Annotated in this window: 19 protein-coding genes and 1 tRNA gene; 12 read left to right on the top strand and 8 right to left on the bottom strand. The window is 56.2% G+C overall.

All coding sequences use genetic code 11. The features are described from left to right. Positions 1 to 4: 4 nt before the first annotated feature. Positions 5 to 1,192: a M20 metallopeptidase family protein gene (locus tag BQ5353_RS01420; RefSeq protein ID WP_071427158.1), complete on the bottom strand. Its 1,188-nt coding sequence runs from the start codon at positions 1,190 to 1,192 to the stop codon at positions 5 to 7. A 234-nt stretch (positions 1,193 to 1,426) separates the two neighbouring features. Between BQ5353_RS01420 and BQ5353_RS01415 the strand changes: the two genes are divergently transcribed. Both BQ5353_RS01415 and BQ5353_RS01410 read left to right on the top strand, forming a co-directional pair. Further along, a complete protein-coding gene (locus BQ5353_RS01415; RefSeq protein WP_071427157.1) occupies positions 1,427 to 2,248 on the top strand; it encodes a polysaccharide deacetylase family protein in 822 nt (273 codons plus the stop codon). Between the two features lie 150 nt (positions 2,249 to 2,398). Further along, positions 2,399 to 2,764, top strand: a complete 366-nt coding sequence (locus BQ5353_RS01410; protein WP_054331056.1) for a sporulation initiation factor Spo0A C-terminal domain-containing protein — start codon at positions 2,399 to 2,401, stop codon at positions 2,762 to 2,764. 336 nt (positions 2,765 to 3,100) lie between these two features. On the opposite strand, the gene BQ5353_RS01405 is transcribed toward BQ5353_RS01410, so the two are convergent. The 3 genes from BQ5353_RS01405 to fba all read right to left on the bottom strand — a co-directional run bounded on the left by BQ5353_RS01405 (position 3,101) and on the right by fba (position 5,319). Beyond that, positions 3,101 to 3,325 carry a hypothetical protein gene (locus BQ5353_RS01405; RefSeq protein WP_054331057.1) on the bottom strand — a complete coding sequence of 75 codons (225 nt, stop codon included), beginning with the start codon at positions 3,323 to 3,325 and terminating at the stop codon, positions 3,101 to 3,103. Positions 3,326 to 3,439: 114 nt separating this feature from the next. Continuing rightward, positions 3,440 to 4,300: a radical SAM protein gene (locus tag BQ5353_RS01400; protein WP_071427156.1), complete on the bottom strand. Its 861-nt coding sequence runs from the start codon at positions 4,298 to 4,300 to the stop codon at positions 3,440 to 3,442. 80 nt (positions 4,301 to 4,380) lie between these two features. Then, positions 4,381 to 5,319 carry a class II fructose-1,6-bisphosphate aldolase gene (gene fba, locus BQ5353_RS01395; RefSeq protein ID WP_054331059.1) on the bottom strand — a complete coding sequence of 313 codons (939 nt, stop codon included), beginning with the start codon at positions 5,317 to 5,319 and terminating at the stop codon, positions 4,381 to 4,383. Positions 5,320 to 5,569: 250 nt separating this feature from the next. Between fba and yfcE the strand changes: the two genes are divergently transcribed. From yfcE to cobK, 3 genes are read left to right on the top strand one after another with little or no spacing between them, the layout of a single operon-like run. Continuing rightward, a complete protein-coding gene (gene yfcE, locus BQ5353_RS01390; protein ID WP_054331060.1) occupies positions 5,570 to 6,118 on the top strand; it encodes a phosphodiesterase in 549 nt (182 codons plus the stop codon). Between the two features lie 58 nt (positions 6,119 to 6,176). Next, positions 6,177 to 6,932 carry a DUF8091 domain-containing protein gene (locus tag BQ5353_RS01385; RefSeq protein WP_233424486.1) on the top strand — a complete coding sequence of 252 codons (756 nt, stop codon included), beginning with the start codon at positions 6,177 to 6,179 and terminating at the stop codon, positions 6,930 to 6,932. Next, positions 6,929 to 7,681, top strand: coding sequence for a precorrin-6A reductase (gene cobK / locus BQ5353_RS01380; protein WP_071427154.1), 753 nt, complete (start codon positions 6,929 to 6,931; stop codon positions 7,679 to 7,681). Before BQ5353_RS01385 ends, cobK begins: the two co-directional genes overlap by 4 nt. Before the next feature lie 169 nt (positions 7,682 to 7,850). Here cobK and BQ5353_RS01375 read toward each other — a convergent pair. Beyond that, a tRNA-Ala gene (locus BQ5353_RS01375) sits at positions 7,851 to 7,926 on the bottom strand. 257 nt (positions 7,927 to 8,183) lie between these two features. On the opposite strand from BQ5353_RS01375, the gene BQ5353_RS01370 reads away from it, so the two are divergent. Beyond that, positions 8,184 to 9,047: a DUF362 domain-containing protein gene (locus BQ5353_RS01370; RefSeq protein ID WP_054331062.1), complete on the top strand. Its 864-nt coding sequence runs from the start codon at positions 8,184 to 8,186 to the stop codon at positions 9,045 to 9,047. A 183-nt stretch (positions 9,048 to 9,230) separates the two neighbouring features. Here BQ5353_RS01370 and BQ5353_RS01365 read toward each other — a convergent pair whose 3' ends face one another. Together BQ5353_RS01365 and BQ5353_RS01360 are read right to left on the bottom strand one after the other, a co-directional pair. Further along, complete coding sequence (locus tag BQ5353_RS01365) at positions 9,231 to 10,628, bottom strand: MATE family efflux transporter (protein WP_162273096.1); 1,398 nt, start codon at positions 10,626 to 10,628, stop codon at positions 9,231 to 9,233. A gap of 317 nt (positions 10,629 to 10,945) precedes the next feature. After that, entirely contained in the window at positions 10,946 to 11,584 is a 639-nt protein-coding gene (locus BQ5353_RS01360) for a TetR/AcrR family transcriptional regulator (protein WP_054331065.1), read from the bottom strand. A gap of 327 nt (positions 11,585 to 11,911) precedes the next feature. On the opposite strand from BQ5353_RS01360, the gene BQ5353_RS01355 reads away from it, so the two are divergent. Continuing rightward, positions 11,912 to 12,967, top strand: coding sequence for an FAD-binding protein (locus BQ5353_RS01355; protein WP_071427152.1), 1,056 nt, complete (start codon positions 11,912 to 11,914; stop codon positions 12,965 to 12,967). 93 nt (positions 12,968 to 13,060) lie between these two features. Here BQ5353_RS01355 and BQ5353_RS01350 read toward each other — a convergent pair whose 3' ends face one another. Beyond that, positions 13,061 to 16,213: a UvrD-helicase domain-containing protein gene (locus BQ5353_RS01350; RefSeq protein WP_071427151.1), complete on the bottom strand. Its 3,153-nt coding sequence runs from the start codon at positions 16,211 to 16,213 to the stop codon at positions 13,061 to 13,063. A 201-nt stretch (positions 16,214 to 16,414) separates the two neighbouring features. Between BQ5353_RS01350 and BQ5353_RS01345 the strand changes: the two genes are divergently transcribed. The 5 genes from BQ5353_RS01345 to sigE all read left to right on the top strand — a co-directional run bounded on the left by BQ5353_RS01345 (position 16,415) and on the right by sigE (position 20,681). Continuing rightward, complete coding sequence (locus BQ5353_RS01345) at positions 16,415 to 17,020, top strand: GNAT family N-acetyltransferase (RefSeq protein WP_071427150.1); 606 nt, start codon at positions 16,415 to 16,417, stop codon at positions 17,018 to 17,020. Between the two features lie 27 nt (positions 17,021 to 17,047). Further along, positions 17,048 to 17,863 (top strand): MerR family transcriptional regulator, encoded by an 816-nt coding sequence (locus tag BQ5353_RS01340; protein WP_071427149.1) that lies wholly within the window; start codon positions 17,048 to 17,050, stop codon positions 17,861 to 17,863. Between the two features lie 95 nt (positions 17,864 to 17,958). Beyond that, the gene (locus BQ5353_RS01335; RefSeq protein ID WP_054331068.1) at positions 17,959 to 18,642 is read left to right on the top strand and encodes a DUF554 domain-containing protein; all 684 of its coding nucleotides are present in this window, start codon (positions 17,959 to 17,961) and stop codon (positions 18,640 to 18,642) included. Positions 18,643 to 19,049: 407 nt separating this feature from the next. Beyond that, a complete protein-coding gene (locus BQ5353_RS01325; RefSeq protein ID WP_054331069.1) occupies positions 19,050 to 19,907 on the top strand; it encodes a sigma-E processing peptidase SpoIIGA in 858 nt (285 codons plus the stop codon). 81 nt (positions 19,908 to 19,988) lie between these two features. Further along, positions 19,989 to 20,681 (top strand): RNA polymerase sporulation sigma factor SigE, encoded by a 693-nt coding sequence (gene sigE, locus BQ5353_RS01320; RefSeq protein WP_054331253.1) that lies wholly within the window; start codon positions 19,989 to 19,991, stop codon positions 20,679 to 20,681. Position 20,682 lies beyond the last annotated feature (1 nt).

Below are 20,682 nucleotides of genomic sequence, written 5' to 3'. Positions count from 1 at the left end.
GGAGTTACCGGTTTAAGAAATCAACCGCTCCCTGGGCGAGCAGCGCGGTGCCCTCGTATAAAATCGAATCGTCAAGGACAAAACGGGCGTTGTGGCCGGGGTAGATTTCCCCATCCACAAAGGGGGCGGGGTTGTATAGCCGGAAGAAGCAGCCGGGCACCTTCTGGTAGAAGAAGCCAGCGTCCTCACCACCCATGGCCTGTTCGGTATACAGCTTCACCTTGTCATCGCCAAGCAGGTTCTTTGCGGTGGCGATCATGCCGTCGGTCATGGACTGCTCATTGAACACCGGGGGATAGCCGTAGTCAAATTTCAGTTCATAATCAGCGCGCATAGCCATGCAGGTGCCTTTGAGGATCTCGTCGATCCGCTGGAAGACAAACGCCCGGGTCTCCATGTCGCTGTTGCGGACGGTGCCGCGGATGTACACCTCGTCGGGGATGATGTTCTCGGCCCCCCGGCCGGCCTGCACGGTGGCCAGTGTGATGACCGCCGCCTTTCCGGGCTTGACCTCCCGGCTGATGATGTATTGCAGGTTGTTGATCACCAAGGCTGCCACCGCCACGGGGTCGACACAGAGGTGGGGCTGGGCTCCATGGCCGCCTTTTCCGAAGATGCGGATGTCAATCTGATCATCCGCCGCGGTGATATTGCCGTATTTGACTAACATATCCCCGTTCTGATAGCCCATACCCGGGGTGCGGTCGCAGTGGAGGGCCAGGATGGCGTCCACCTTGGGGTTTTCCAGCACGCCGTCTTCAATCATGGGGGCGGCGCCGCCGGGGCCCTCTTCTGCAGGCTGGAACAGCAGTTTAACCTGGCCGTTCAGCTCGTCCTCATGGGCTTTGAGAATTTTGGCTACGCCCAGCAACATGGCAGTGTGGGCATCATGGCCACAAGCGTGCATATATTCATTTTCCGATTTGAAATCGCTCTCCACAAGTTCCTTTATGGGCAATGCGTCCATGTCGGCCCGCAGGGCGATGGTTTTGCCGGTGGGTTTGCCTAAGAGGACCACGATGCCGGAATGTCGCTCAAACAGCTGGTAGGAAATGCCCATCTCGTCCAAACGGGCGGTGACGTATGCCGCAGTTTTGGGGAGGTTCAGGCCGATCTCCGGGATGCGGTGCAGGTCTCTGCGCCAGCCGGTGATCTCATCTGCAATTTCTTTTGCCAGTGTCAGCGCGTTCATAATGGTACCTCTCTTTCTCACAGATACTTTAGTCTGCTAATATGGTAAAATAATAGCATATAAAAGCAGGTTTGTCAATTCCACGGCCTTGGTTTCTAAATTTTTCGGAAATATGAGAAGAGAATCCTAGTTTTCCACTGCGATATCGGTCGAATTATCTAAAATTCTTCGAGATCATTCATGAAAGAATCCCCCAAGGCATATTGTTTTTTCAAAGGGAAAGGGGGAGGTTCTATGCGGATTTGGGTGATCGGCCGCCGGGAAAGTGCCCGGATGCTCGCCTTGATTGGGGTGATATTGGCGGTGCTGTTTTTAGGAGGAAACTTTTTCCGGGGCGTACAGGCAACGGCCGCATCCAAACGGCAGCTGCCTATCTACTCGGTGGAGCGGGAGGGAAAGACCATCTCTCTGGGGATCAACTGTGCTTGGGACAACGCCGACATCCCTCAGCTGCTGGATATTCTGGATAAGGCTGGTGTAAAGGCCACTTTTTTTGTGGTGGGGCAGTGGTGTGACAAATACCCCGAATCGGTCAAAGCCATTGGGGATGCGGGCCACGAGATTGGCAACCACTCTGACCGGCATAAGGATATGACCAAACTGGACCGGGCGGGAATTGTGGAAGAGATTGAGAATGCATCGGATAAGGTGGAGAAGATCACCGGGACCCGGCCCAAGCTGTTCCGAGCCCCTTCTGGCGCCTACAACGACTTGTTGGTGGAGACCGCCCGGGGCCTTGGTTATGAGGTGATTCAATGGGACTGCGATTCCATTGACTGGAAGGGATACACCGCCGACGAAATCTGCAACAAGGTGGAGAAAAAGGCGGGGCCGGGGTCGATTACCCTCTTCCACTCGGGGGCAAAGCATACGGCAGAAGCCTTGCCGCGAGTCATAGAATACCTGAAAGGGGAGGGGTATACCATCCTGCCGGTGTCAGAAATGATCTATTGGGACAACTACGAAATGGATGTCCAGGGAAGGCAGCACCCCCTCCCAAAGGCGCCGGATTCGGGGGAAACCCCCTCCTTCCAACCGGAAAAGGGGAGAAATTAGTTGAATCAGATTAAATTTTGAGGAATTTTATAAAAAATGAGACAAATATCGGAATAGGTGTCGAAATTTCAATTCGTCGATTAATGTCAATAAGAACATTTCTCGTTTCGTTCATCGTATAATCTCTTTAGAAAAAAGGGGAGAGTGCGGATGAACGAAATCAAAGAAGTCCTCAATTACTTTCGGATGCTTCCAAAATACAAAGGTTATTCCTATCTAGAGGATGCTATACAGCTTTGCCGGGAGCACTCGGAGTACTTAACCCAGATCACCAAAGTGGTATACCCTGAGCTGGCAAAGAAATACCACGTCACTCCATGGAGTGTAGAGCGGAACATTCGCACGATCATCGATAAATCCTGGCAGATGGACCGCCGTTTGTGCGAAGGCCAGGAAAGCCGGTACAACAAATTTTTTGAATACAATGTTATTATACGGCCGAGCAATGCGGCGTTTATCTCTATGGTCGTCGTCCGTTTGGAGGAAAATCAAGGGGTGCTGCAGGGTAAGGGCTAATTGGGGATGTAGACCTGATTCCAGATCCGGGCAAAAGGCTGGCAATTTGGGTTTGCCCACTTCCTGAATGGCAACAATCTGTTAAGGGAAACTTCCGCTGTAGAGAAAACGGCTGCCAACGCCGCACAACCAAAGCAGTTGTGCGGCGTTTTTGCAGGTGGGGATGTTAGATTAGGGGAGTTCTAAATGCCGGGAAGAAATTGGCGCAGCTTTTTAGTCTATAGCCGGTTTTCTATATAACAAAAAAACGACACAGCAAACGCTGCGCCGTCTTTTTAAAACAATATTGTGCCCTCTATGGGATTTCCCATAAGGGGCCCTGCAAGTTGTGTAGAATTAGCCTTTGATCATCTTTAAGATCTCATCCGGAGTTTTGCCAGAAGCTTTAATTGCTTTCATCAGTTCTTTATAGGTCTCTTTGGAGCTGGGCTTTAACAATTCATCTTTTTTCTTCTTCAATGTGGCAATACACTTGGTGTGATAGGCAATTTTCTCATCAAGCGCAGCAACCCGCTCCTCTTTGGTGCGAACGTTGCGGGTTCTCTTTTTGGTTTCTTCCATGGCGCTACACTCCTTTATCATTATAATTCTATTATACATAAGAATGTTAAAAAGTAAATATCCCAAATTGAAAAGATGACAAAAAAGAAGATAAAAGGGAAAGTGCCGCAAAAATCAGTGTAATTCCATACCAAACCGTTTTAACATCTGATCCAACTGAGAAACCATCTTTTCTTTATCTTGAGGGAGGGTGCCCGCCACAAGAAAACGATTGGTGGCGTGATCGGTGGCAAATGGGGTTGGAGTGTTTAAATCCAGGTTTTCCAGCAAAGTGCGCAGCTCTAAAAGGAGCTCTGCAAAGTTGGCTTCTTCGAATTCCCCGGAATGAACCCGGCGTTCCAGCTCGGTGGAGGGCATAATGGTCAGGCACATGGGGACAATGGCTACCGATTCCACCTGATTCAGCACGTTTGCAGTGGCCAGGGCGTTCTGGATGCCGCGGCCCCGCCCGCCGATGCCGTACATGATGATGGAGTGGAAGGGGATGCCCGCTTGATTGAGCCGCTTCAGCTGGCGGGCAGCTTCCTCCCCTGTGTGCCCCTTGTGCATCTCCTCTAAAATCTCATCGCAGCCGCTCTCCACCCCGATGTAGAGTTTGCCCAGACCCAAAGCTTTAAGTTCCGCCAGGTCTGCATCGGTTTTATCCGCCACGCTGCGGATGGAGGCGTACATGGATACCGCCTCGCAGAGGGGGAGCCTTTCCCGGATATACCGCAGGATCTCCTTGAGCTTGTCCGCTTTCAGGCAGAAGGACTGCCCTCCCAGCAGAAAGACCCGTTCGGAGCAGGGGCGGTATTCCGACACCTCCCGGATGGACTGCTTGATGTCCAGCAAAGAGACCTCCCGGTATGGGGTATCCTTGTACATGCTGCAGAAGGCGCACTGGTTGTGGGGGCAGCCGTAACTGGCGGGAATGAGGATGGAACGGTTTTCATAGGGGGGATAGTAGATGGGGGCGTCGTAATCAAATGGCATAGAATGGGCCTCTTTTCCAAAAAAGTGAAGAAAAGGAAGAAGGCAGAGAACGCCCTCTGCCTTCTGGAAGGATAATTCGATTACGCTTTGCCGGCGGAGCCGAGGACGTCGCTGATTTTGTGGGCGACCATGGATTTGACGGCGGCGCGGGCAGGGGTCAGGTATTGGCGGGGGTCAAAGTGGCTGGGGTTCTCCAACATGTGCTTGCGGATAGCGGCAGTCATGGCGACCCGGATATCCGAATCAATGTTGATTTTGCAGACAGCCATACCAGCCGCCTGACGGAGCATCTCCTCGGGGATGCCGATGGCGTTGGGCATTGCGCCGCCGCACTCGTTGATCACCTTGACCAGGTCCTGGGGAACGGAGGAAGCGCCGTGGAGCACAATGGGGAAGCCAGGCAGGCGGCGGCTGACCTCTTCCAGGATGTCAAACCGCAGCTGGGGCTTCTGGCCGGGTTTAAATTTGTAAGCGCCGTGGCTGGTGCCGATGGCGATGGCCAGAGAATCCACGCCGGTGCGGGTGACAAACTCTTCCACTTCAGCAGGGTTGGTGTAAGAGGCGTCTTCCGCTTTGACATTGACCGCATCCTCGATGCCAGCTAACTTGCCCAGCTCACCTTCCACCACAACACCGTGGGCGTGGGCGTATTCCACCACCTGTTTGGTCAGGGCGATGTTTTCCTCAAAGCTCTTGGAGGAACCGTCGATCATGACCGAGGAGAATCCGCCGTCGATGCAAGCTTTGCAGATTTCAAAATCCCCGCCGTGGTCCAGGTGCAGGGCAATGGGGATGCCGGCGGTGTCGGCGATAGCGGCCTCCACCAGTTTCATCAGATAGACGTGTTTGGCGTATTTCCGCGCGCCGGCGGAGACCTGCAGAATCACAGGGGAATTGAGCTCGGAAGCCGCTTCGGTAATGCCTTGGACAATCTCCATGTTGTTGACGTTGAACGCGCCGATGGCATACCCGCCATCGTAAGCCTTTTTGAACATTTCGGTTGTGGTGACCAGTGGCATGACAACAACTCCTTTTTATAATTCGGTGTAGGGGCAATCATTATCTCCATTATATCCAGTTTTAGGCAGTTTTTCAATAGAAACCGCCCAACTTCCGCCTGGGAAGGGGAAACCTAAGCAAACTAACCAAAAAGAGAAGGATTTTTTCCAGTATGGGGACAAGGTTCCCGTCGAGATTGGGGGCGGGTTGTCAATCCCTCGAGGTTGACATTCAGCAAGGCCGCCTTTACAATAAGGGGGAGGTGAAACTATGAAATTGATGTTTGTATCGGATATCCACGGCTCCCTCTATTACTGCCGCCTCATGCAGGAGATTTGGCAGGCAGAACAGCCGGACCGTTTGATTTTGTTGGGGGACCTTTTGTACCACGGCCCCCGCAACGACCTGCCCCGGGATTACAATCCAAAAGGGGTCATCGCCATTTTAAATGAGATGAAGGATGAAATCCTCTGCGTGCGGGGCAACTGCGACGCAGAGGTGGATCAGATGGTGCTCCAGTTCCCCATCTTGGCGGATTATTTGATGCTGATGCTGAAAAAGCGGACCTGCATTGTCACCCACGGCCACATCTACAACAAGGACAAGCTCCCTCCGATGAAAAAAGGGGACATCCTTCTCCACGGCCACACCCACCTTCAGGCATTGGAGGACATGGGGGACTACCTCTATATCAACCCCGGCTCCATCTCGCTGCCCAAGGGGGACGATGTCAACAGCTATATGATCTATGAGGACGGCATCTTCACCATTCGGGATTTGGAGGGGCGGCCCATCAAATCTATGAGCATTTTCCATTAGCTTATTGGAGGAATCCCCGGAACCACGGGGATTTTTTCAATGGAAAGGGGGAATGCCGGTGACACTGCAGGAATCGCTGGAACTGGCCCAGAAAGAGTCCGCCGGAGGCATTGGCACCTTGGGGGAGCGGACGCTCCACGCCGCGCTGAAATACTACCTCCAGCCGGACCCTGCATTCCACGAGATCAAAGTGGGGCGGTGGGTGGCGGACATCCAGGACAGCTGGGGCATCACCGAGATTCAAACACGGCAGTTCGGCCGCCTCCAAGCCAAGCTGGAGGCGTTTCTTGCCCTGGGTCCGGTGACGGTGGTGTATCCAGTGGCTGCCCAAAAGCGCCTTTGCTGGATGGACCCGGAGACTGGGGAGACCTCCCCTTGGCACAGGTCCCCTAAGAAAAAGGGGCCGGCTGATGTCCTCTATGAGCTCTATGCCATCCGGGATTTGCTTGGGAACCCCAATCTTTCCATTCGGATTCTCCTGCTGGAAATGGAGGAAATCCGCTATCTCAACGGTTGGAGCCATGACCGGAAACGGGGTTCCACCCGCATGGATCGGGTGCCGGTCTCCCTCTTGGGGGAGGTCACGGTGGGGGCCAAAGTGGGCTATGAGGCTCTCCTTCCAGCTGGGCTGCCGGAGGAGTTCACCTCGAAGGAGTTTGCCAAGGGGGCGGCCCTCAGCCTCCCCTCAGCCCAGCGGGGGCTTCTTCTTCTCCACCAACTGGGGGTGGTGGACCGCCTGGGAAAACAGGGGAGATCCTACCTCTACCGGGCTGTTGAACAACCAAAAACGCCAAGGGAGGAAATAGTTGAATGAAACGGGTGCTGTTGTTCGCCGGAGCCACCGAGGGGCGGGAGCTGGCGGAGTTTTTGACGGGATTCCCAGTGGGGCTGACTGTTTCCACCGCCACTGAATATGGGGCTTCCCTGCTGCCCCGTGGGGAGCGGGTTACCTGCCTGTCCGGCCGACTGGACCAGGGGGAGATGGAGGGGGTTATCCGCCAGGGAGGCTACCGCTGGGTAGTGGATGCCACCCACCCCTATGCCACCCAGGCAGGGGAGAACATCCGCCGGGCTTGTGAGGCGGTTGGGGTCCCTCTCCTGCGCCTCTCCCGGCAGCTGGATCGGCCTATGGAGGGGGCCATTGCCGTCCCAGATGCGCAAGCCGCAGCCCAGCTTTTAAATCAGATGGAGGGAAAGGCCCTTCTCACCACGGGGAGCAAGGAACTCCCTATCTTTACACAGGTGGAGGATTTTGCCCAGCGGCTGTATCCGCGGGTGCTGCCTTTGCCTGCGGTAGTGGAGGAATGCCTGCGTTTGGGGTATCTGCCCGCCCATATCATCGCCATGCAGGGGCCTTTTTCCCAAGAGTTTAACGCGGCTCTTCTGCGTCAGACTGGGTGCAGCATTCTGGTGACTAAGAACACCGGCGGCCCTGGAGGGTTTGCTGAAAAGCTGTCGGCCGCCCAGGAAGTGGGGGCCCAGGTGATGGTCATCTCTCCTCCTGTGGGGCGGGAGGGGATGACTTTGGAGGAAGCCAAGGCGTTTTTCCAAAGGAAGCTGTAAAGGGAAACAGGGTGGGGAATGTGGACTAAATCTTCCGGGAAAAAGGGGTAACCTATTGAAAAGGGGCAGGCCAATTGGCCTGCCCCAAAAATATTTTGTGTGTTTGTTACTCTTTTAAAGAAAGAACTGGACTTGACACTCGTTTTGCCAAGTCCAGTTCTCTGTTTTTTGGTGGAGACGATCGGGATCGAACCGACTACCTCTTGAATGCCATTCAAGCGCTCTCCCAAGTGAGCTACGCCCCCAAAGCTCTATTATAATACCACAGGTTTTTCCATTTGTCAATCATTACTTTATTGGGTTTTGGGGTTGGCAAATGGAATATTATTATCAGAAAAGCACAAAAACCTATTGACTTAGAGTTGGCTCCAAGTTTTATAATATAGGTAAACGAAGAGGGCGCGGATCCTGCACGGGCAGTTGTGGGGGCGGCGGCTCTTCCTGTAAGGTTGCGCACAGAGAAAAACATCCATATATCATATAGGAAAAGGAGCAATGAATGATGGAAAAAGCAAAAGTCTACTTCACCAAGGAGCTCACTCCTGAGGCAATGGTTAAGATGTATGAGGCGCTGGGGGTCAAGCTGCCGGGCAAAGTGGCGGTAAAGCTTCACTCCGGCGAAGTGGGGAACCAGAACTTTATCCGCCCGGCCTTTTTAAAGCCGGTGATCGACCACGTGAATGGCACCATTGTGGAGTGCAACACCGCTTATGAAGGCAAACGCAACACCACAAAAGATCATTGGGAGACCATGAAGCTCCATGGCTGGACCGACATCTGCACTGTGGATATCATGGATGAAGACGGGGACATGGAGCTGCCCATCCCCAACGGCAAATGGCTCAAAACCAACTATGTGGGCGGCCATTTAAAAAATTACGACTCCATGCTGGTGCTCTCCCACTTTAAAGGCCATCCCATGGGCGGATTTGGCGGCGCGCTGAAAAACATCTCCATCGGCATTGCTTCCGCATACGGCAAAGCGCATATCCATGGAGCCGGCAAGGCGGAAGAGATTTGGACGGCAGACCACGATTCCTTCCTGGAATCGATGGCGGACGCGGACAAATCCATTGTGGATTATTTCGGCGACAAGATTGTCTACATCAATGTGATGTGCAACATGTCGGTGGATTGCGACTGCTGCGCCGTAGCGGAGGACCCCAAGATCAAAGATATCGGTATTCTCTCCTCTACCGACCCGGTGGCATTGGATCAGGCTTGCCTGGATCTGGTGTACCGTTCCGATGATCCCGGCAAGGCGGATCTGATTGAACGCATTGAGTCGAGACACGGCATCCTCACAGTGGAGGCTGCGGCGGCTCTGGGCGTCGGCACCCGGGAGTATGAGCTGATTGAGCTGTAGAAACTGTGTATCTGAATTCACTTTAAAAGCGCGGGAGGCTGTAAAACAGCCTCCCGCGCTTTTGTTCTCCTGAATTTTTAGAATTCTAAAGGAATAGCACAACCGTAGCGGGCCTTGATAAGGTTTTGATCTGTCAAGGCAAATGGGGAAGGCCCCGGAATCCATCCGGGGCCTTTGGTATGTTTATTTCCCTGTTTCTGGTTGCGATCCTTCGGGGAGTTTTTCTGCCTCTAGCTGATGGGTAAGCCGTTTGAGCTGAGGGAACATACAGGCCACAAGGATAAGTGACAGAAGATCGGCGATGGGCTGGGCGGCCAGCACGCCGTTGAATCCGAAGAACCGAGGCAGGATTGTCACCAGGGGAATATACAGAAGGCCCTGGCGCGAGATGGCGATAATAATTCCCTGGACGCCTTTGCCCAGTGCCTGGAAGGCGACCATTATCAAAAAGGACATGGCAAACATGGCGCAGAAGATGGTCTGGGAACGAAGCAGAAGCTCGCCCGCTTGGGTGACCGAGGGGTCAGGAGAGAAGAGGGACATAATCCATTTCCCGCTGAAGAAGCAAGCGGCGCTGATGGACAATGCCACCAGTACTAACATTTTAGCAGAGTAGGCCAGCCCTTCCCGGAACCGCTTGCCATTTTTGGCGCCGGCGCTGAAGGCCAGGATAGGCTGCAGACCCTGGATGAGTCCCAAAAAGATGAAGGTTACAATAATTACCAGTTTTTGGATAACGCTATAAGCGGTGATGTAGATGTCACCGTCAGGCAAACCAGCCATGGCGCTGTTGGTGAAGGCGGAAGCACCGCTGATCAGCGATTGAAACACTGCCATGGGCAGCCCGATGGAGACGAGGTTCCGGTACATAGCCTTGTGATGGTGCACAGCAGAGAAGCGGATTTTTACCAAAGATTTGCCCCGGATGTAGTAGGAAGCCACGCACAAGAGGCTGACTGCCTGAGAAATGGTGGTGGCAATAGATGCGCCAGCAACCCCCAGTCCTAAGCCAAAATCAAAGATGAAGATGGGGTCCAGGATTACATTGAGCAAAGTGCCAATGAGTATGGAATTGGAGGCTACCTTTACAGCGGATTCGCCGCGGGCCGCGTTGTTGAGGCAGGCGGCAGGCATGGTAAACAGGATGCTGACAAACACCCAAACGCCGTATTGCCGCGCATAAGGAAGGACTTCCGCCGAAGCGCCGAAGAGCTTCAGCAGCGGGTCCATACAGAGGAAGGAAACACAGCAGAAAAAGATGCCAAACCCAATCGAGGTGGCCAGGGTAGTGGAGACGATCGAATCCGCCTCTTCTTTTTTGCCTTCGCCCAGTTTGCGGCCAACTAGCACACAGATACCCTGGGAGAGGACCGTCTCAAAGGATTGAAGGAGTACCAGAAGCGGGCTGACAATGCCCACAGCGGCCAAAGCGGCGTTGTTGCCCAAAAAACCGATGTACATGGTGTCCACGGCGCTGTACACCGACTTGGCGATCATAGTCAAGATTGCGGGGAGGGCCAATGTCCAAAAAGCTTTGGAGATTTTCATCTCCCCCAATATGTAAGATTCCCGATTTTCCATAGTCATAACCTGCGGGCGCCGCAGGAGGAAGTATCCCGTGCCGCGCCCATATCCTTTCTTTCTAGAATGAGTGGATGTAATTGTGTTGAACATTTGTTGAACAAAAAGGCGTAAAAAAATAGCTGAAACAGCTTTTTTGAACCCGCGTACAGGCACACTGTCCCCATTGAGGTCTTAAGCCCACAAAAATACAAGGCGCGCCATGCAGGTGTTCTATGGTGCGCATCCTATTTTGTCTGTATATGCCCAGTTGATAGGGCATTGGCCAGCACTTCAGAGGCCGCTGCATATTGCCTTGCTGTAAAAAACCCCCGGCCTCAAGGGCGAGGGATTTTCCATAAGCTGACCTGATACCGAATCAGCCGCGCCCGCTTTTGGGGATCGCTCAAATGGGGGGGGACGATACCCACCAATTTGGCCATCAAGTGATTTATCATCAAGGCGATGATGGTGTCGGCGGCGCTTTCGTAATCCATTTCCCGGATTTCACCCGCTTCCGCCCGCTGTTTCAGCAGTTCAGGCAGCCAGCGGTACCGGTTTTTGAGGATGGAGTCGATCTCATCCCACGAGATAAATTCCCGGACTTCACCTTCCCGGAAGAAGATTTTGAAGATGTCCAGATTGTCTCGGAGGATTTCGGCGAAGTTGCGGTAGACCTGTTCCAATACAGTTTCCAGAGGGATGCCGTCAAAATTGTCCTCCAGACTGCGCTGGTGGATTTCCTCTAGTATCCGGCGGAAGCTCTCCTCCACAATCACCTGAAAAATCTCCTTTTTGCCGCCGGGGAAGTAGTGGTACAGAAGGCCGTCGGCAAGGCCCACACTGCGGTTGATGCTCCGCACTGGAGTGCCGGAAAAGCCCCTTTCGGCAAAGAGTTTCCGGGCGGAATCCAGCAGCTTTTGTTTGGTTTCTGCGGCCTGTTCCTGCCGCATAGTGGCTTTTTCAGCCCGTGCCAAGGGATCATCTCACTTTCATTATACGTTTGTTCAATGAATAGGATAGCACCGTTTTATCCCAGCGTCAAGGGGAAAGTTGCAAATTTTTCATCAGTGTTTTGTGCTTTCTTCCAAAAATTCCGTGAATATCCCGAAAATTTTCTGGAAAAGATGGGCTAGAATGGCGGGTTTCTTTTAAAATAGGATGTGGTTTCCGCTTGCAGCAGGATTATGGCCATTTGGAAAACTGTGCGGATACTCGACCTCACCCTGATTTCTATGGTACAATGATCGCAAAGCGATTATTGGGGAAGATTGGAAACCGTTGAACAAACAGGAGGGCATGCCATGGAGCAGTTTGACATAGTAGTAGTGGGCGGCGGCCCAGCAGGGGCGACCTTTGCCCGCATTGCCGGGGAAAACCGAAAAATCCTTCTGCTGGATCAAAACGGCCGTCCCAAGCCTTGCGGCGGCCTGCTCTCCCCAGACGCCCAAAAGGCATTGGCCCGGTTTGAAATCACATTGCCCAAGGAAATCCTGGTGGACCCGCAAATCTTCGCCGTCAAAACCATCGACCTGGCCACCTGGAAGGAGCGCCATTACCAGCGGATGTACATCAATCTGGATCGGGAGAAATTTGACCTCTGGCTTCGGTCCATTCTGCCCCCAGGGGTGGAACAGGTCTGCGGCCGGTGTTGTTCCATCCGGCGGCAGGGAGGGGGCTTCCTAGTGGGCTATTCTGCCGGGGGAAGCCTCCACACCGTGTTTGCCAAGCAGTTGGTGGGGGCAGACGGCGCGGGTTCCGTAGTGCGAAGCCAGTGCTTCGGGCCGCTGAAAACCCGGCGGTATGTGGCCATCCAGCAGTGGTTTTTGGCCAAGGATGTGGCAACCCGTCCTTTTTATTCCTGTATCTTTGACCCGGAAACTACCGACTGCTGCGCCTGGACCATCCACAAGGATGAGTACCTGATCTACGGCGGTGCCTTTGCCCCCAAAAGCTGTCGCGCTCAATTTGAACGGCAGAAAGAGAAACTGCGGCAGTATGGCTTCCCCTTTGGGGAGCCAGTCAAGACCGAAGCCTGCCTGGTGCTCCGTCCCAAAAGCCCCAAGAGCTTCTGTTGCGGCGGGGATGGGGTGTTCCTCATTGGGGAGGCAGCCGGATTTATCAGCCCCAGTTCGCTGGAAGGGATCAGCTCCGCCATCAACAGCGCCGTGGCCCTTTGTGAAAGCTTAGGGGAACCAGACCCCCATCGGGCCTACTTCCAAAAAACCCGAAGCCTGCGGTGGAAGCTGCTCCTCAAAAACATCAAGTGCCTGGGGATGTACCAGCCTTTTTTTCGCAGTCTGGTGATGGCCTCCGGGATCACCAGCATCCGGCTCTTTGGAGAGGGAAAAGCCCGCTGACCAGTTGGCGCATGAGCGGGCACCCAGAATACCGCCGTGTGCAAATCGAAAAAGCGCCTCCCCGTCTCATCGGGATGGGGAGGCGCTTCTGCTTTAAAAGAGGGTCAGCTGTTCCATATTAGCCGAGCGTTTGGGGCCGGCGTGCTCCCGATCCAACTCCCTCAGACCGTTCAGGAAAGGGGAGGGCTCCGGGGAAGTGGTGAGGATCAATTCCTCCCGCGCCCGGGTGATCCCCACAAAGAAGAGCCGCCGTTCCTCCTCTGGGTCCGTGGGATGCTGGGGGGATTCCAAGGGGAGCATCCCGGTTTTTACCCCGCAGAGGAACACCACCGGGAATTCCAATCCTTTGGCGCCGTGGAGGGTCATAAGCCGCACTGCACCGGGGGCATAAGCCTTGCCCGAAGCCCGGCAGAGGTCGCCTTCCCTTCCCAGCAGTAGGGCATCCAACAGGGAGGGCATGGTGGAGTGGAAGGAGGCGGCGTGCAGCAGCTTCTCTACTGGACGGGAGGGTTTTTCCCCACCCAGCAGCCGTTCGAACAGCTTGCGGGGCTTTTCCCGGCAAAAATGGGGGAGGGTGTCCTCCACTGCACGCAGCCACAATTCCAGGTGGCCAAAGCCGGAAAATGCTTCTTTTAGGCTGTCAAGGTCAATTGCTTTACAGCTATTAAAAACCCCTTGAACGCGGGAGATTAAGTCCGCTGGGCAATCCCAGAGTTTGGAGAGGGCCTGTTCCAGCATGGCGGTGTCGCCGGGGTCCTTCATCCAGCGAAAGAAGCTGAGTAGCCCCCGCACTTGGGGGTCACAAAGGTAATCCTCCCGGCCGTAGATGAGGCAGGGGATGCTGTCGTGGCGCAGGCATTTTTCCAGTAAGTCCAGCTGGTGGTGGGTCCGGCAGAGCACCGCAATCTCCGAAAAGGGGTGGTACTCGCTGCGGGCCGCCGCCTGGTCGGACTCCACCATATCCACGCCGCCAGCCATCCGGCTGATCTCCTTGGCGAGGAAGATCCCTTCGGCCATTTCGCTGTCCGCCTCCACCAGCCGCACCCTGGGACCGCCTTCCCGGTTGGGATGGAGCACCCGCCCCTCCCCTGGATTGGGGGCGATGGCGGAAAGGGCACAGGACAGGATTTCCGGGGTGGAGCGGTAGTTTTCAGTCAGGCGGATGGTCCTCAGCTGGGGCAGATCCTCCCGCAGGCGGTCGAAGCACCGGCCTTGGGCGCCCCGGAACCCGTAGATGGACTGGTCTGGATCGCCGATGACAAAGAGGCTTTTTCCCCCTTGGCTCCACTGGCGCACCAGCTGGTATTGTAGGTCGTTGCAGTCCTGGAACTCGTCCACCAGCAGGTGGTGGAAAGCGGGATTCCCACCAAAGTCCTCTTCCAGCGCCCGCCGGAGAAGGTCGTCAAAGTCCAGGAGGCCGGTGGCCTGCTGGCGGCGGCAGTATTCGTCAAAAACATCTTTTTCCAGATCGGAGGGGCAGCCGTTTTTAAGCTGGGAGACCTGGCGGACCAGCTTTTGCGGGGAGCCCTTGCGCCCCAGGTCGGCGAGAAGCTGCTCCCCAAGGGCCAGCGAATCCTCCTCGGTCAGCAGGCGAACTTCCCCCAAAAGCCCCCGGCAGATGGCGTGGAAGGTGCCGATGGTCAGCCCTTTGACCGCTCGTTTGCCGCCCAGTTCCTGTTCCAGCCTCTGGCGCATCTCAGCGGCTGCCTGGTTGGTGAAGGTGACGGCGGTGATCTCTTGGGGTTTGACCCCCTCTTCCCGGATGAGGTGGACCACCCGGGCCACCAAGGTCTTGGTTTTGCCGGTGCCGGGGCCGGCCACCACCGCGACGGCCGGATCGAGACTTTCCACCGCCTCCTGCTGCTGGGGGTTGAGCCCTTGGGCCAGCGGCCGGGGCGCTTCCTGGGCAGGGGGGAGGACTTTGGGGTATTTCACCTGGGGTGCCGGTTTCTTTTTGCGGATGAGAGCGGCTTCTGGCGCGCTGAAGAGGGAGACCTGGCCGCTGATGCACTCAATTTCCTCGGGGGAAAGGAGGGAGATGGAACCGTATTCCCCATCGTACCCGGCGGACCGCTCCACCTGACCGAGCCGCATCCGGCGGATGCCTTCGGCCACGCAGGGGCCTGCCGCCTGCTCGATGTCAGAGATGGGGATTTCCCGCAGGATGGCGAATTCGGGGCCCAGTTCCTCCACCAACCGGTCGCAGAGCCGCTGGGTTTTCACCCCCAGGGAGGCCCCAGTGGAGGCGGCGATCACCTCGTCCACGGGGGCGAGGCTTTCAAAGGGCTTGCGGCCCTGGGGCAGAAAACCCGCCGGCCGGTCGGCCAGTTCCTCCACCCGGTGTTCCACCCCGATGGTAATTTTCTTGCCGCAGACCGGGCATTTGCCGCCGTAAGCGATGGTCTCCTGGGGGGTGAGGCAGAGGCCGCAGCTGCGGTGGCCGTCCAGGTGGTATTTGCCTTCCTCGGGGAAGAATTCCAAGGTGCCGGCAAAGCCCTCCCCGGTCTCAATGGCCTTGGAAAGGGCTGGGTAGGTGAGGTGGCAGGTGAGAAGGTTCCCCTCCCGTCCCAGCTTTTGAGGGGAGTGGGCGTCGGAGTTGGAGAGCAGGGTGAACCGGTCCAAGGCGGAGAGACGCCAGTTCATGGGCGGGTCGGAGGAAAGGCCGGTCTCCACCCCGTGGATGTAGGGGGTCAGATCGCCGTAGCACTCCTCCACCGTGTCAAAACCGGAGAAGGCCCCGAACATGGAGAAGTGGGGGGTCCAGATGTGGGCGGGGATGAAGATGGCTTCTGGGCAGGCTTCCAGGGTGATCTCCAGGAGGTCCCGGCTGTCCAGCCCCAGGATGGGCCGCCCATCGGAGTGGATGTTGCCGATGGCCTCCAGCCGCCGGGAGAGGGTGTCCGCCGCCTCCAGGCTGGGAAGGAGGATCAGGTTGTGCACCTTGCGGGTGCGGCCGTTTTTCTTGTAGATGTTGCTGATCTCCCCGGTGACGACAAACCGGGGCGGGGGTGTTTCCCCAGCTATGGAGAGAGGCAGGCGGAATCCCTCTTTTAAGGTGTAGTAGCCATCCTCTGCCGGCGCCAGGCGCTCCTCCAGCTCCTGGCGCCAAGCGGGGTGGGTGAAGTCGCCGGTCCCCACCAGTGCAATGCCCTTGCGCCGGGCCCAGTAGTCCAGGTGGGGGAGGTCGCCGTCCCGGCTGGTAGCCCGGGAGTATTTGGAGTGGATGTGCAGGTCTGCTATGTACATAACAATCCCCCTAACAATGTCAATATGTGTCAACAAAGCCTATGATAGCATCTTTCACGGCCCCCCGCAATGTGAAGAAAGGCTTTTTCAAAGGGGAAATCCCCTTTTCCACGGCAGGGGCTGTCGACTTTTCTGCCCTCTTGTAGTACAATGTTGCCAAATAAAGGGATGCCTGAGGCATTCCCGAAAGGAGGATGCACCATGAGCGATTTTCCACAGACGGAAAACACCCCAAAACTGGAAACCAGCCGGCTGATCCTGCGGCGGTTTGCCCCAGGGGACGAGGATGCCCTGTTTGCCCTTATGAGCGATAGGGAGGTCAACACCTTCCTCCCTTGGTTCCCACTTGTGGAGAGGGCGGAGGCAGAGCGGCTTTTGGGGGAGTATCTGGAATTTTACCACAAGCCTTGGGGATACCGTTACGCCGTCTGCCGAAAAGGGCACGAACAGCCCGTCGGGTATGTCCATCTGGGGGAGGGGGAGCCCTATGATCTCGGCTATGCTATCGCCCGGGAGCATTGGGGAAACGGCATGATCGCCGAGGCCTGCCAGGCGGTGGTGGAACACCTGCGGCAGAGGGGGTCGGTCCCCTACCTAACCGCCACCCACGACCGGGAGAACCCCGCCAGCGGCAGGGTGATGCAAAAACTGGGCATGGCCTACTGCTACTCCTATCAGGAGCAGTGGCAGCCCAAGGGCTTTCCGGTGGTGTTCCGGCTGTATCAGCTCAACCTGGATGGGCGGAGTGACCGGGTCTACCGGGGCTATTGGGAACGCCATCCTATGCATTTTAAAGAGGAGCTGTGAAGGAGCTCTCCAGCGCGAGGAGGAAATATGACAAAAACTTTATTCTCCATCGGGGAGATGGCCAAGCTGTTTGCGGTCAGCGTCCCCACCCTGCGGTATTACGATCAAATCGGCCTGCTGCCGCCGGAATACACCGACCCCGCCACCGGCTACCGGTACTACTCCACCCGGCAGTTTGAACGGCTCAACACCATCAAATACCTGAGGGGCCTTTCGGTTCCCATTGGCAAAATCAAATGCGTCTGTGAAAACCGGGAACTACCTGGCCTTGTCGGCCTTTTGCGGGAACAGCAAGGGGAGATTGCCCGGCACCGTCAGGAGTTGGAATTGGCGGAACAGAAGCTGCAAAACCGCCTTGCCCAGCTGGAGGAAGCCCAGACGGGGCAAAGGGAGGTCATCGAGGAGCGCTGGTTCGGCCCCCGCCCTGTAGCGTACCTGCGCCGGGAGATCCCGTTGGATGAGGATTTGGAACTCCCCATCCGGGAGCTGGAGCGGCAGAACCGACTGGAGGCGGCCATGTTTTTGGGGAAGGTGGGGGTGGCAGTCAGCCGGGAGGATCTCCTCACCCGCCGGATGGACCGGTTTTGCGGCATCTTTGTGTTCTTGGAAGGGCGGGAGCAGGCGGAGGCGCAAACCTGCCTTGCGGCATCGGAGTATTTGGTTCTTCGGTTTGGCGGGGTTCATCAGGATGCGGCGTCCTATTACCGGCAGATGCTGGCCTATCTATCGGAGCGGGGGTACCGGTTAGCGGGGGATTCGGTGGAGATTGCCCTTATCGACGGGGGCATCACCGGGGATGAAGCCCAGTTTGTCACCGAACTACAAATCCCTTTTTCCCGGTAAGAGGTTTCCCCGGGAAATTTTTTTGCCTCTCTTGACTCTCTAGCCACTTGAGGGTTTACTCTGTTCCTATACATCAGAAAAAGGAGCGTACCGCTATGATTGGAACCATTGTCAACACCGCCACCATCCTGACCGGGAGCCTCATCGGCAGCGTAGTGAAAAAAGGCATCCGGGAGGAGTATCAGGAGGGGCTTTTTCATGCCATGGGCCTTGCCGCCGTGGGCCTGGGGATCAATTCGGTGGTGCAGAACATGCCCAAAAGCCAGTATCCGGTGCTGTTTATTGTCAGCCTGGCGGTGGGCAGCCTGGTGGGGACTATCCTCAATGTGGATGGCCGGTTCCAAAAGCTGACTGGCAAATTCGCCTCCGGCAACCTGGGGCAGGGGCTCTCCACCGCCATCCTCCTTTTCTGTATGGGGACCTTGTCCATCCTGGGACCGATGGAGAGTGCCCTCCATGGGGACAACACCTTCTTGTTCACCAACGCCACCTTGGATTTTGTCACCTCTATGGTGCTGGCCTCCACCTATGGGGTCGGCATCGCTTTGGCGGCGGTGTTCCTCTTCTGCTGGCAGGGGAGCATCTACCTGGGGGCGGGGATGCTCTCCGGGTTTCTCACTCCGGAACTGCTGACCGAAATTTCAGTGGTAGGCGGGTTCCTCATCGCCAGTTCCGGCCTATCCATCCTGAAAATCAAGGACTGCAAAACCCTCAACTTGCTGCCTGCCCTGTTGGTACCGCCCATCTTCTTCCTGGGGAAGGGGTTGCTGGGTCTATAATCGAATGACAAAAACAGCCGCACAAGCGGCTGTTTTTTATTTTTTGGCAGTTTTAAAGAGATGCGTTGCCACAGTCGCCATTCAGGTGGAATCCGCGGGTGGAAACGGCCCCTAAAAAGCTCCCCGCCAGGAGACGCGCGAAGCCCCAGGAACCCACCGGTGCAAACCTGTTGGCGCGCCGGAGAAAAGCGGCGAAGGGAGGAAAACCGCCCCGAAAGAAGGGGGATTCCACCTTTGGTTTGCCCAAAATAGAGGGTGCAGCCGGTCAAAAAAGCGGGGAATCCGCTGGGGAGGGAAAGGGGCGGCCTTGAGTTTTTTGACAGGATTTTCCCACCGGTTCCGACAGCCTCTGCCCCAGGTCCCGCCCTATAATAGGAGACAGGATTAGAAACACCAAGGAGGCCGCTATGACACAGGTCGTTTATGTGGATGTGCTGCTGGCCATCAATTTTGTGGTCAACTACTTTCTTCTTTTGGGGACTTTCCACCTGGCCCGGCAGCCGGTGGTGCGGCTCCGCCTCTTTTGGGGGGCTCTGCTGGGGGCGGGGTTTTCCCTGGGGATATTCCTCCCCCAGGAAAGCGTGCTGGGCATGGGCCTTTTCCGTTTCGTTGCAGCGGCGGCCATGGTCTTTGTGGCTTTCCCCTTTGGGGGGTGGCGAAAATTCTGCAAGGAGCTGCTGATCTTCTTTTGCAGCTCTTTTTTGTTTGCCGGGGCGATGTTGGGCCTGTGGATGGCCTTCTCCCCCCGGGGGATGATCTACAACAGCGGCGTGGTGTACTTCGACATCCGCCCGGTGACCCTCATCCTCTTTACCGGGGCCGCTTATCTGCTGCTGACGGTATTCCAGCGGATATTCCACCGGGAGCAGGCCGCAGGGGAACGGCTAGCTGCCACCCTGCGCCGGGGGGAGAATCGTTTGGTTCTGCCCGCACTCTTTGACACCGGCAACCACCTGCGGGAGCCTTTTTCCGGGCTGCCTGTGGCACTGTGCAGCCTTTCGGATGTCCTCTCCCTCCTCACGGTGGAGGAGATGGAAGCCATCCAAAAGGGGGAGGGCTATCCACCCAGCCTGCGGCTGATCCCTTACCGGGATGCCACAGGGCCAGGCCTGTTGCCGGCGGTCCGGCTGGATGGCATGGAACTGCTGCGGGAGGGGAGGCATATCCCGGCGGGGGAATGCTTCCTCGCCATTTCCAATGCCCCGGTGGGGGGAGAGGGGTACCGGTTGGTGCTGCCGCTGGAGGTCTCTCACGTGCTGCAATGATCCTTTGGGCCGAAAAGGCTACATTATAGAAGGCAGGTGCTTGCTGGTATGGCAATGGAAACAAAAACAAAGGGCCGCCGGATGCTGGGCTGGCTGCGGGGGATTGTCCTGCGGTTTTTGGCCCATCCGGTCTACTACATCAACGGGCCGGAGACCCTCCCGCCGCCGTTGACCCAGGCAGAAGAGGCGGTGATCTTTGTCAAGCTGGAGAACAACGACGAATCCGCCAAGCAGGAGCTCATTGTCCACAACCTGCGGCTGGTGGTCTACATCGCCCGGAAGTTTGAATCCACCGGCATCGGGGTGGAGGACTTGATCTCCATCGGAACCATCGGCCTGATCAAGGCAGTGAACACCTTCTGCCCCAAGCGAAATATCAAGCTGGCCACCTACGCTTCCCGCTGCATTGAGAATGAAATCCTCATGCACCTGCGCAAATGCCAGTCCCAGAAGAATGAAATTTCCATCGACGAGCCCCTCAACGTGGATTGGGACGGCAACGAGCTGCTTCTATCCGATGTGCTGGGCACCGATTCCGACAGCATCAACCGCCCCATTGAACAGGATGTGGAGCGGGGCATCCTCATGGACGCCATCAACCGGCTGGGGGATCGGGAGCGGACCATCATGCAGCTGCGGTTTGGCATCTTAGACGGCCGGGAGCGGACCCAAAAGGAGGTGGCAGACGTCATCGGCATCTCCCAATCCTACATATCCCGGCTGGAAAAGCGGATCATCAAACGGCTGAAAAAGGATTTGGAAAAATTGGTGTAAG

Source organism: Merdimmobilis hominis (genome assembly GCF_900104615.1).
Lineage (GTDB): Bacteria > Bacillota > Clostridia > Oscillospirales > Ruminococcaceae > Merdimmobilis > Merdimmobilis hominis.
Note: the sequence above shows the minus strand (reverse complement) of the source record. Positions and strands in the feature narration are given on the sequence as shown.

What these genes read in the sequence shown, in the direction of transcription:
- BQ5353_RS01420 (WP_071427158.1), bottom strand. Translation starts at nt 1,192, where the DNA reads ATGAACGCGCTGACACTGGCAAAAGAAATTGCAGATGAGATCACCGGC.
- BQ5353_RS01415 (WP_071427157.1), top strand. Translation starts at nt 1,427, where the DNA reads ATGCGGATTTGGGTGATCGGCCGCCGGGAAAGTGCCCGGATGCTCGCC.
- BQ5353_RS01410 (WP_054331056.1), top strand. Translation starts at nt 2,399, where the DNA reads ATGAACGAAATCAAAGAAGTCCTCAATTACTTTCGGATGCTTCCAAAA.
- BQ5353_RS01405 (WP_054331057.1), bottom strand. Translation starts at nt 3,325, where the DNA reads ATGGAAGAAACCAAAAAGAGAACCCGCAACGTTCGCACCAAAGAGGAG.
- BQ5353_RS01400 (WP_071427156.1), bottom strand. Translation starts at nt 4,300, where the DNA reads ATGCCATTTGATTACGACGCCCCCATCTACTATCCCCCCTATGAAAAC.
- fba (WP_054331059.1), bottom strand. Translation starts at nt 5,319, where the DNA reads ATGCCACTGGTCACCACAACCGAAATGTTCAAAAAGGCTTACGATGGC.
- yfcE (WP_054331060.1), top strand. Translation starts at nt 5,570, where the DNA reads ATGAAATTGATGTTTGTATCGGATATCCACGGCTCCCTCTATTACTGC.
- cobK (WP_071427154.1), top strand. Translation starts at nt 6,929, where the DNA reads ATGAAACGGGTGCTGTTGTTCGCCGGAGCCACCGAGGGGCGGGAGCTG.
- BQ5353_RS01370 (WP_054331062.1), top strand. Translation starts at nt 8,184, where the DNA reads ATGGAAAAAGCAAAAGTCTACTTCACCAAGGAGCTCACTCCTGAGGCA.
- BQ5353_RS01365 (WP_162273096.1), bottom strand. Translation starts at nt 10,628, where the DNA reads ATGGAAAATCGGGAATCTTACATATTGGGGGAGATGAAAATCTCCAAA.
- BQ5353_RS01355 (WP_071427152.1), top strand. Translation starts at nt 11,912, where the DNA reads ATGGAGCAGTTTGACATAGTAGTAGTGGGCGGCGGCCCAGCAGGGGCG.
- BQ5353_RS01350 (WP_071427151.1), bottom strand. Translation starts at nt 16,213, where the DNA reads ATGTACATAGCAGACCTGCACATCCACTCCAAATACTCCCGGGCTACC.
- BQ5353_RS01345 (WP_071427150.1), top strand. Translation starts at nt 16,415, where the DNA reads ATGAGCGATTTTCCACAGACGGAAAACACCCCAAAACTGGAAACCAGC.
- BQ5353_RS01340 (WP_071427149.1), top strand. Translation starts at nt 17,048, where the DNA reads ATGACAAAAACTTTATTCTCCATCGGGGAGATGGCCAAGCTGTTTGCG.
- BQ5353_RS01335 (WP_054331068.1), top strand. Translation starts at nt 17,959, where the DNA reads ATGATTGGAACCATTGTCAACACCGCCACCATCCTGACCGGGAGCCTC.
- BQ5353_RS01325 (WP_054331069.1), top strand. Translation starts at nt 19,050, where the DNA reads ATGACACAGGTCGTTTATGTGGATGTGCTGCTGGCCATCAATTTTGTG.
- sigE (WP_054331253.1), top strand. Translation starts at nt 19,989, where the DNA reads ATGCTGGGCTGGCTGCGGGGGATTGTCCTGCGGTTTTTGGCCCATCCG.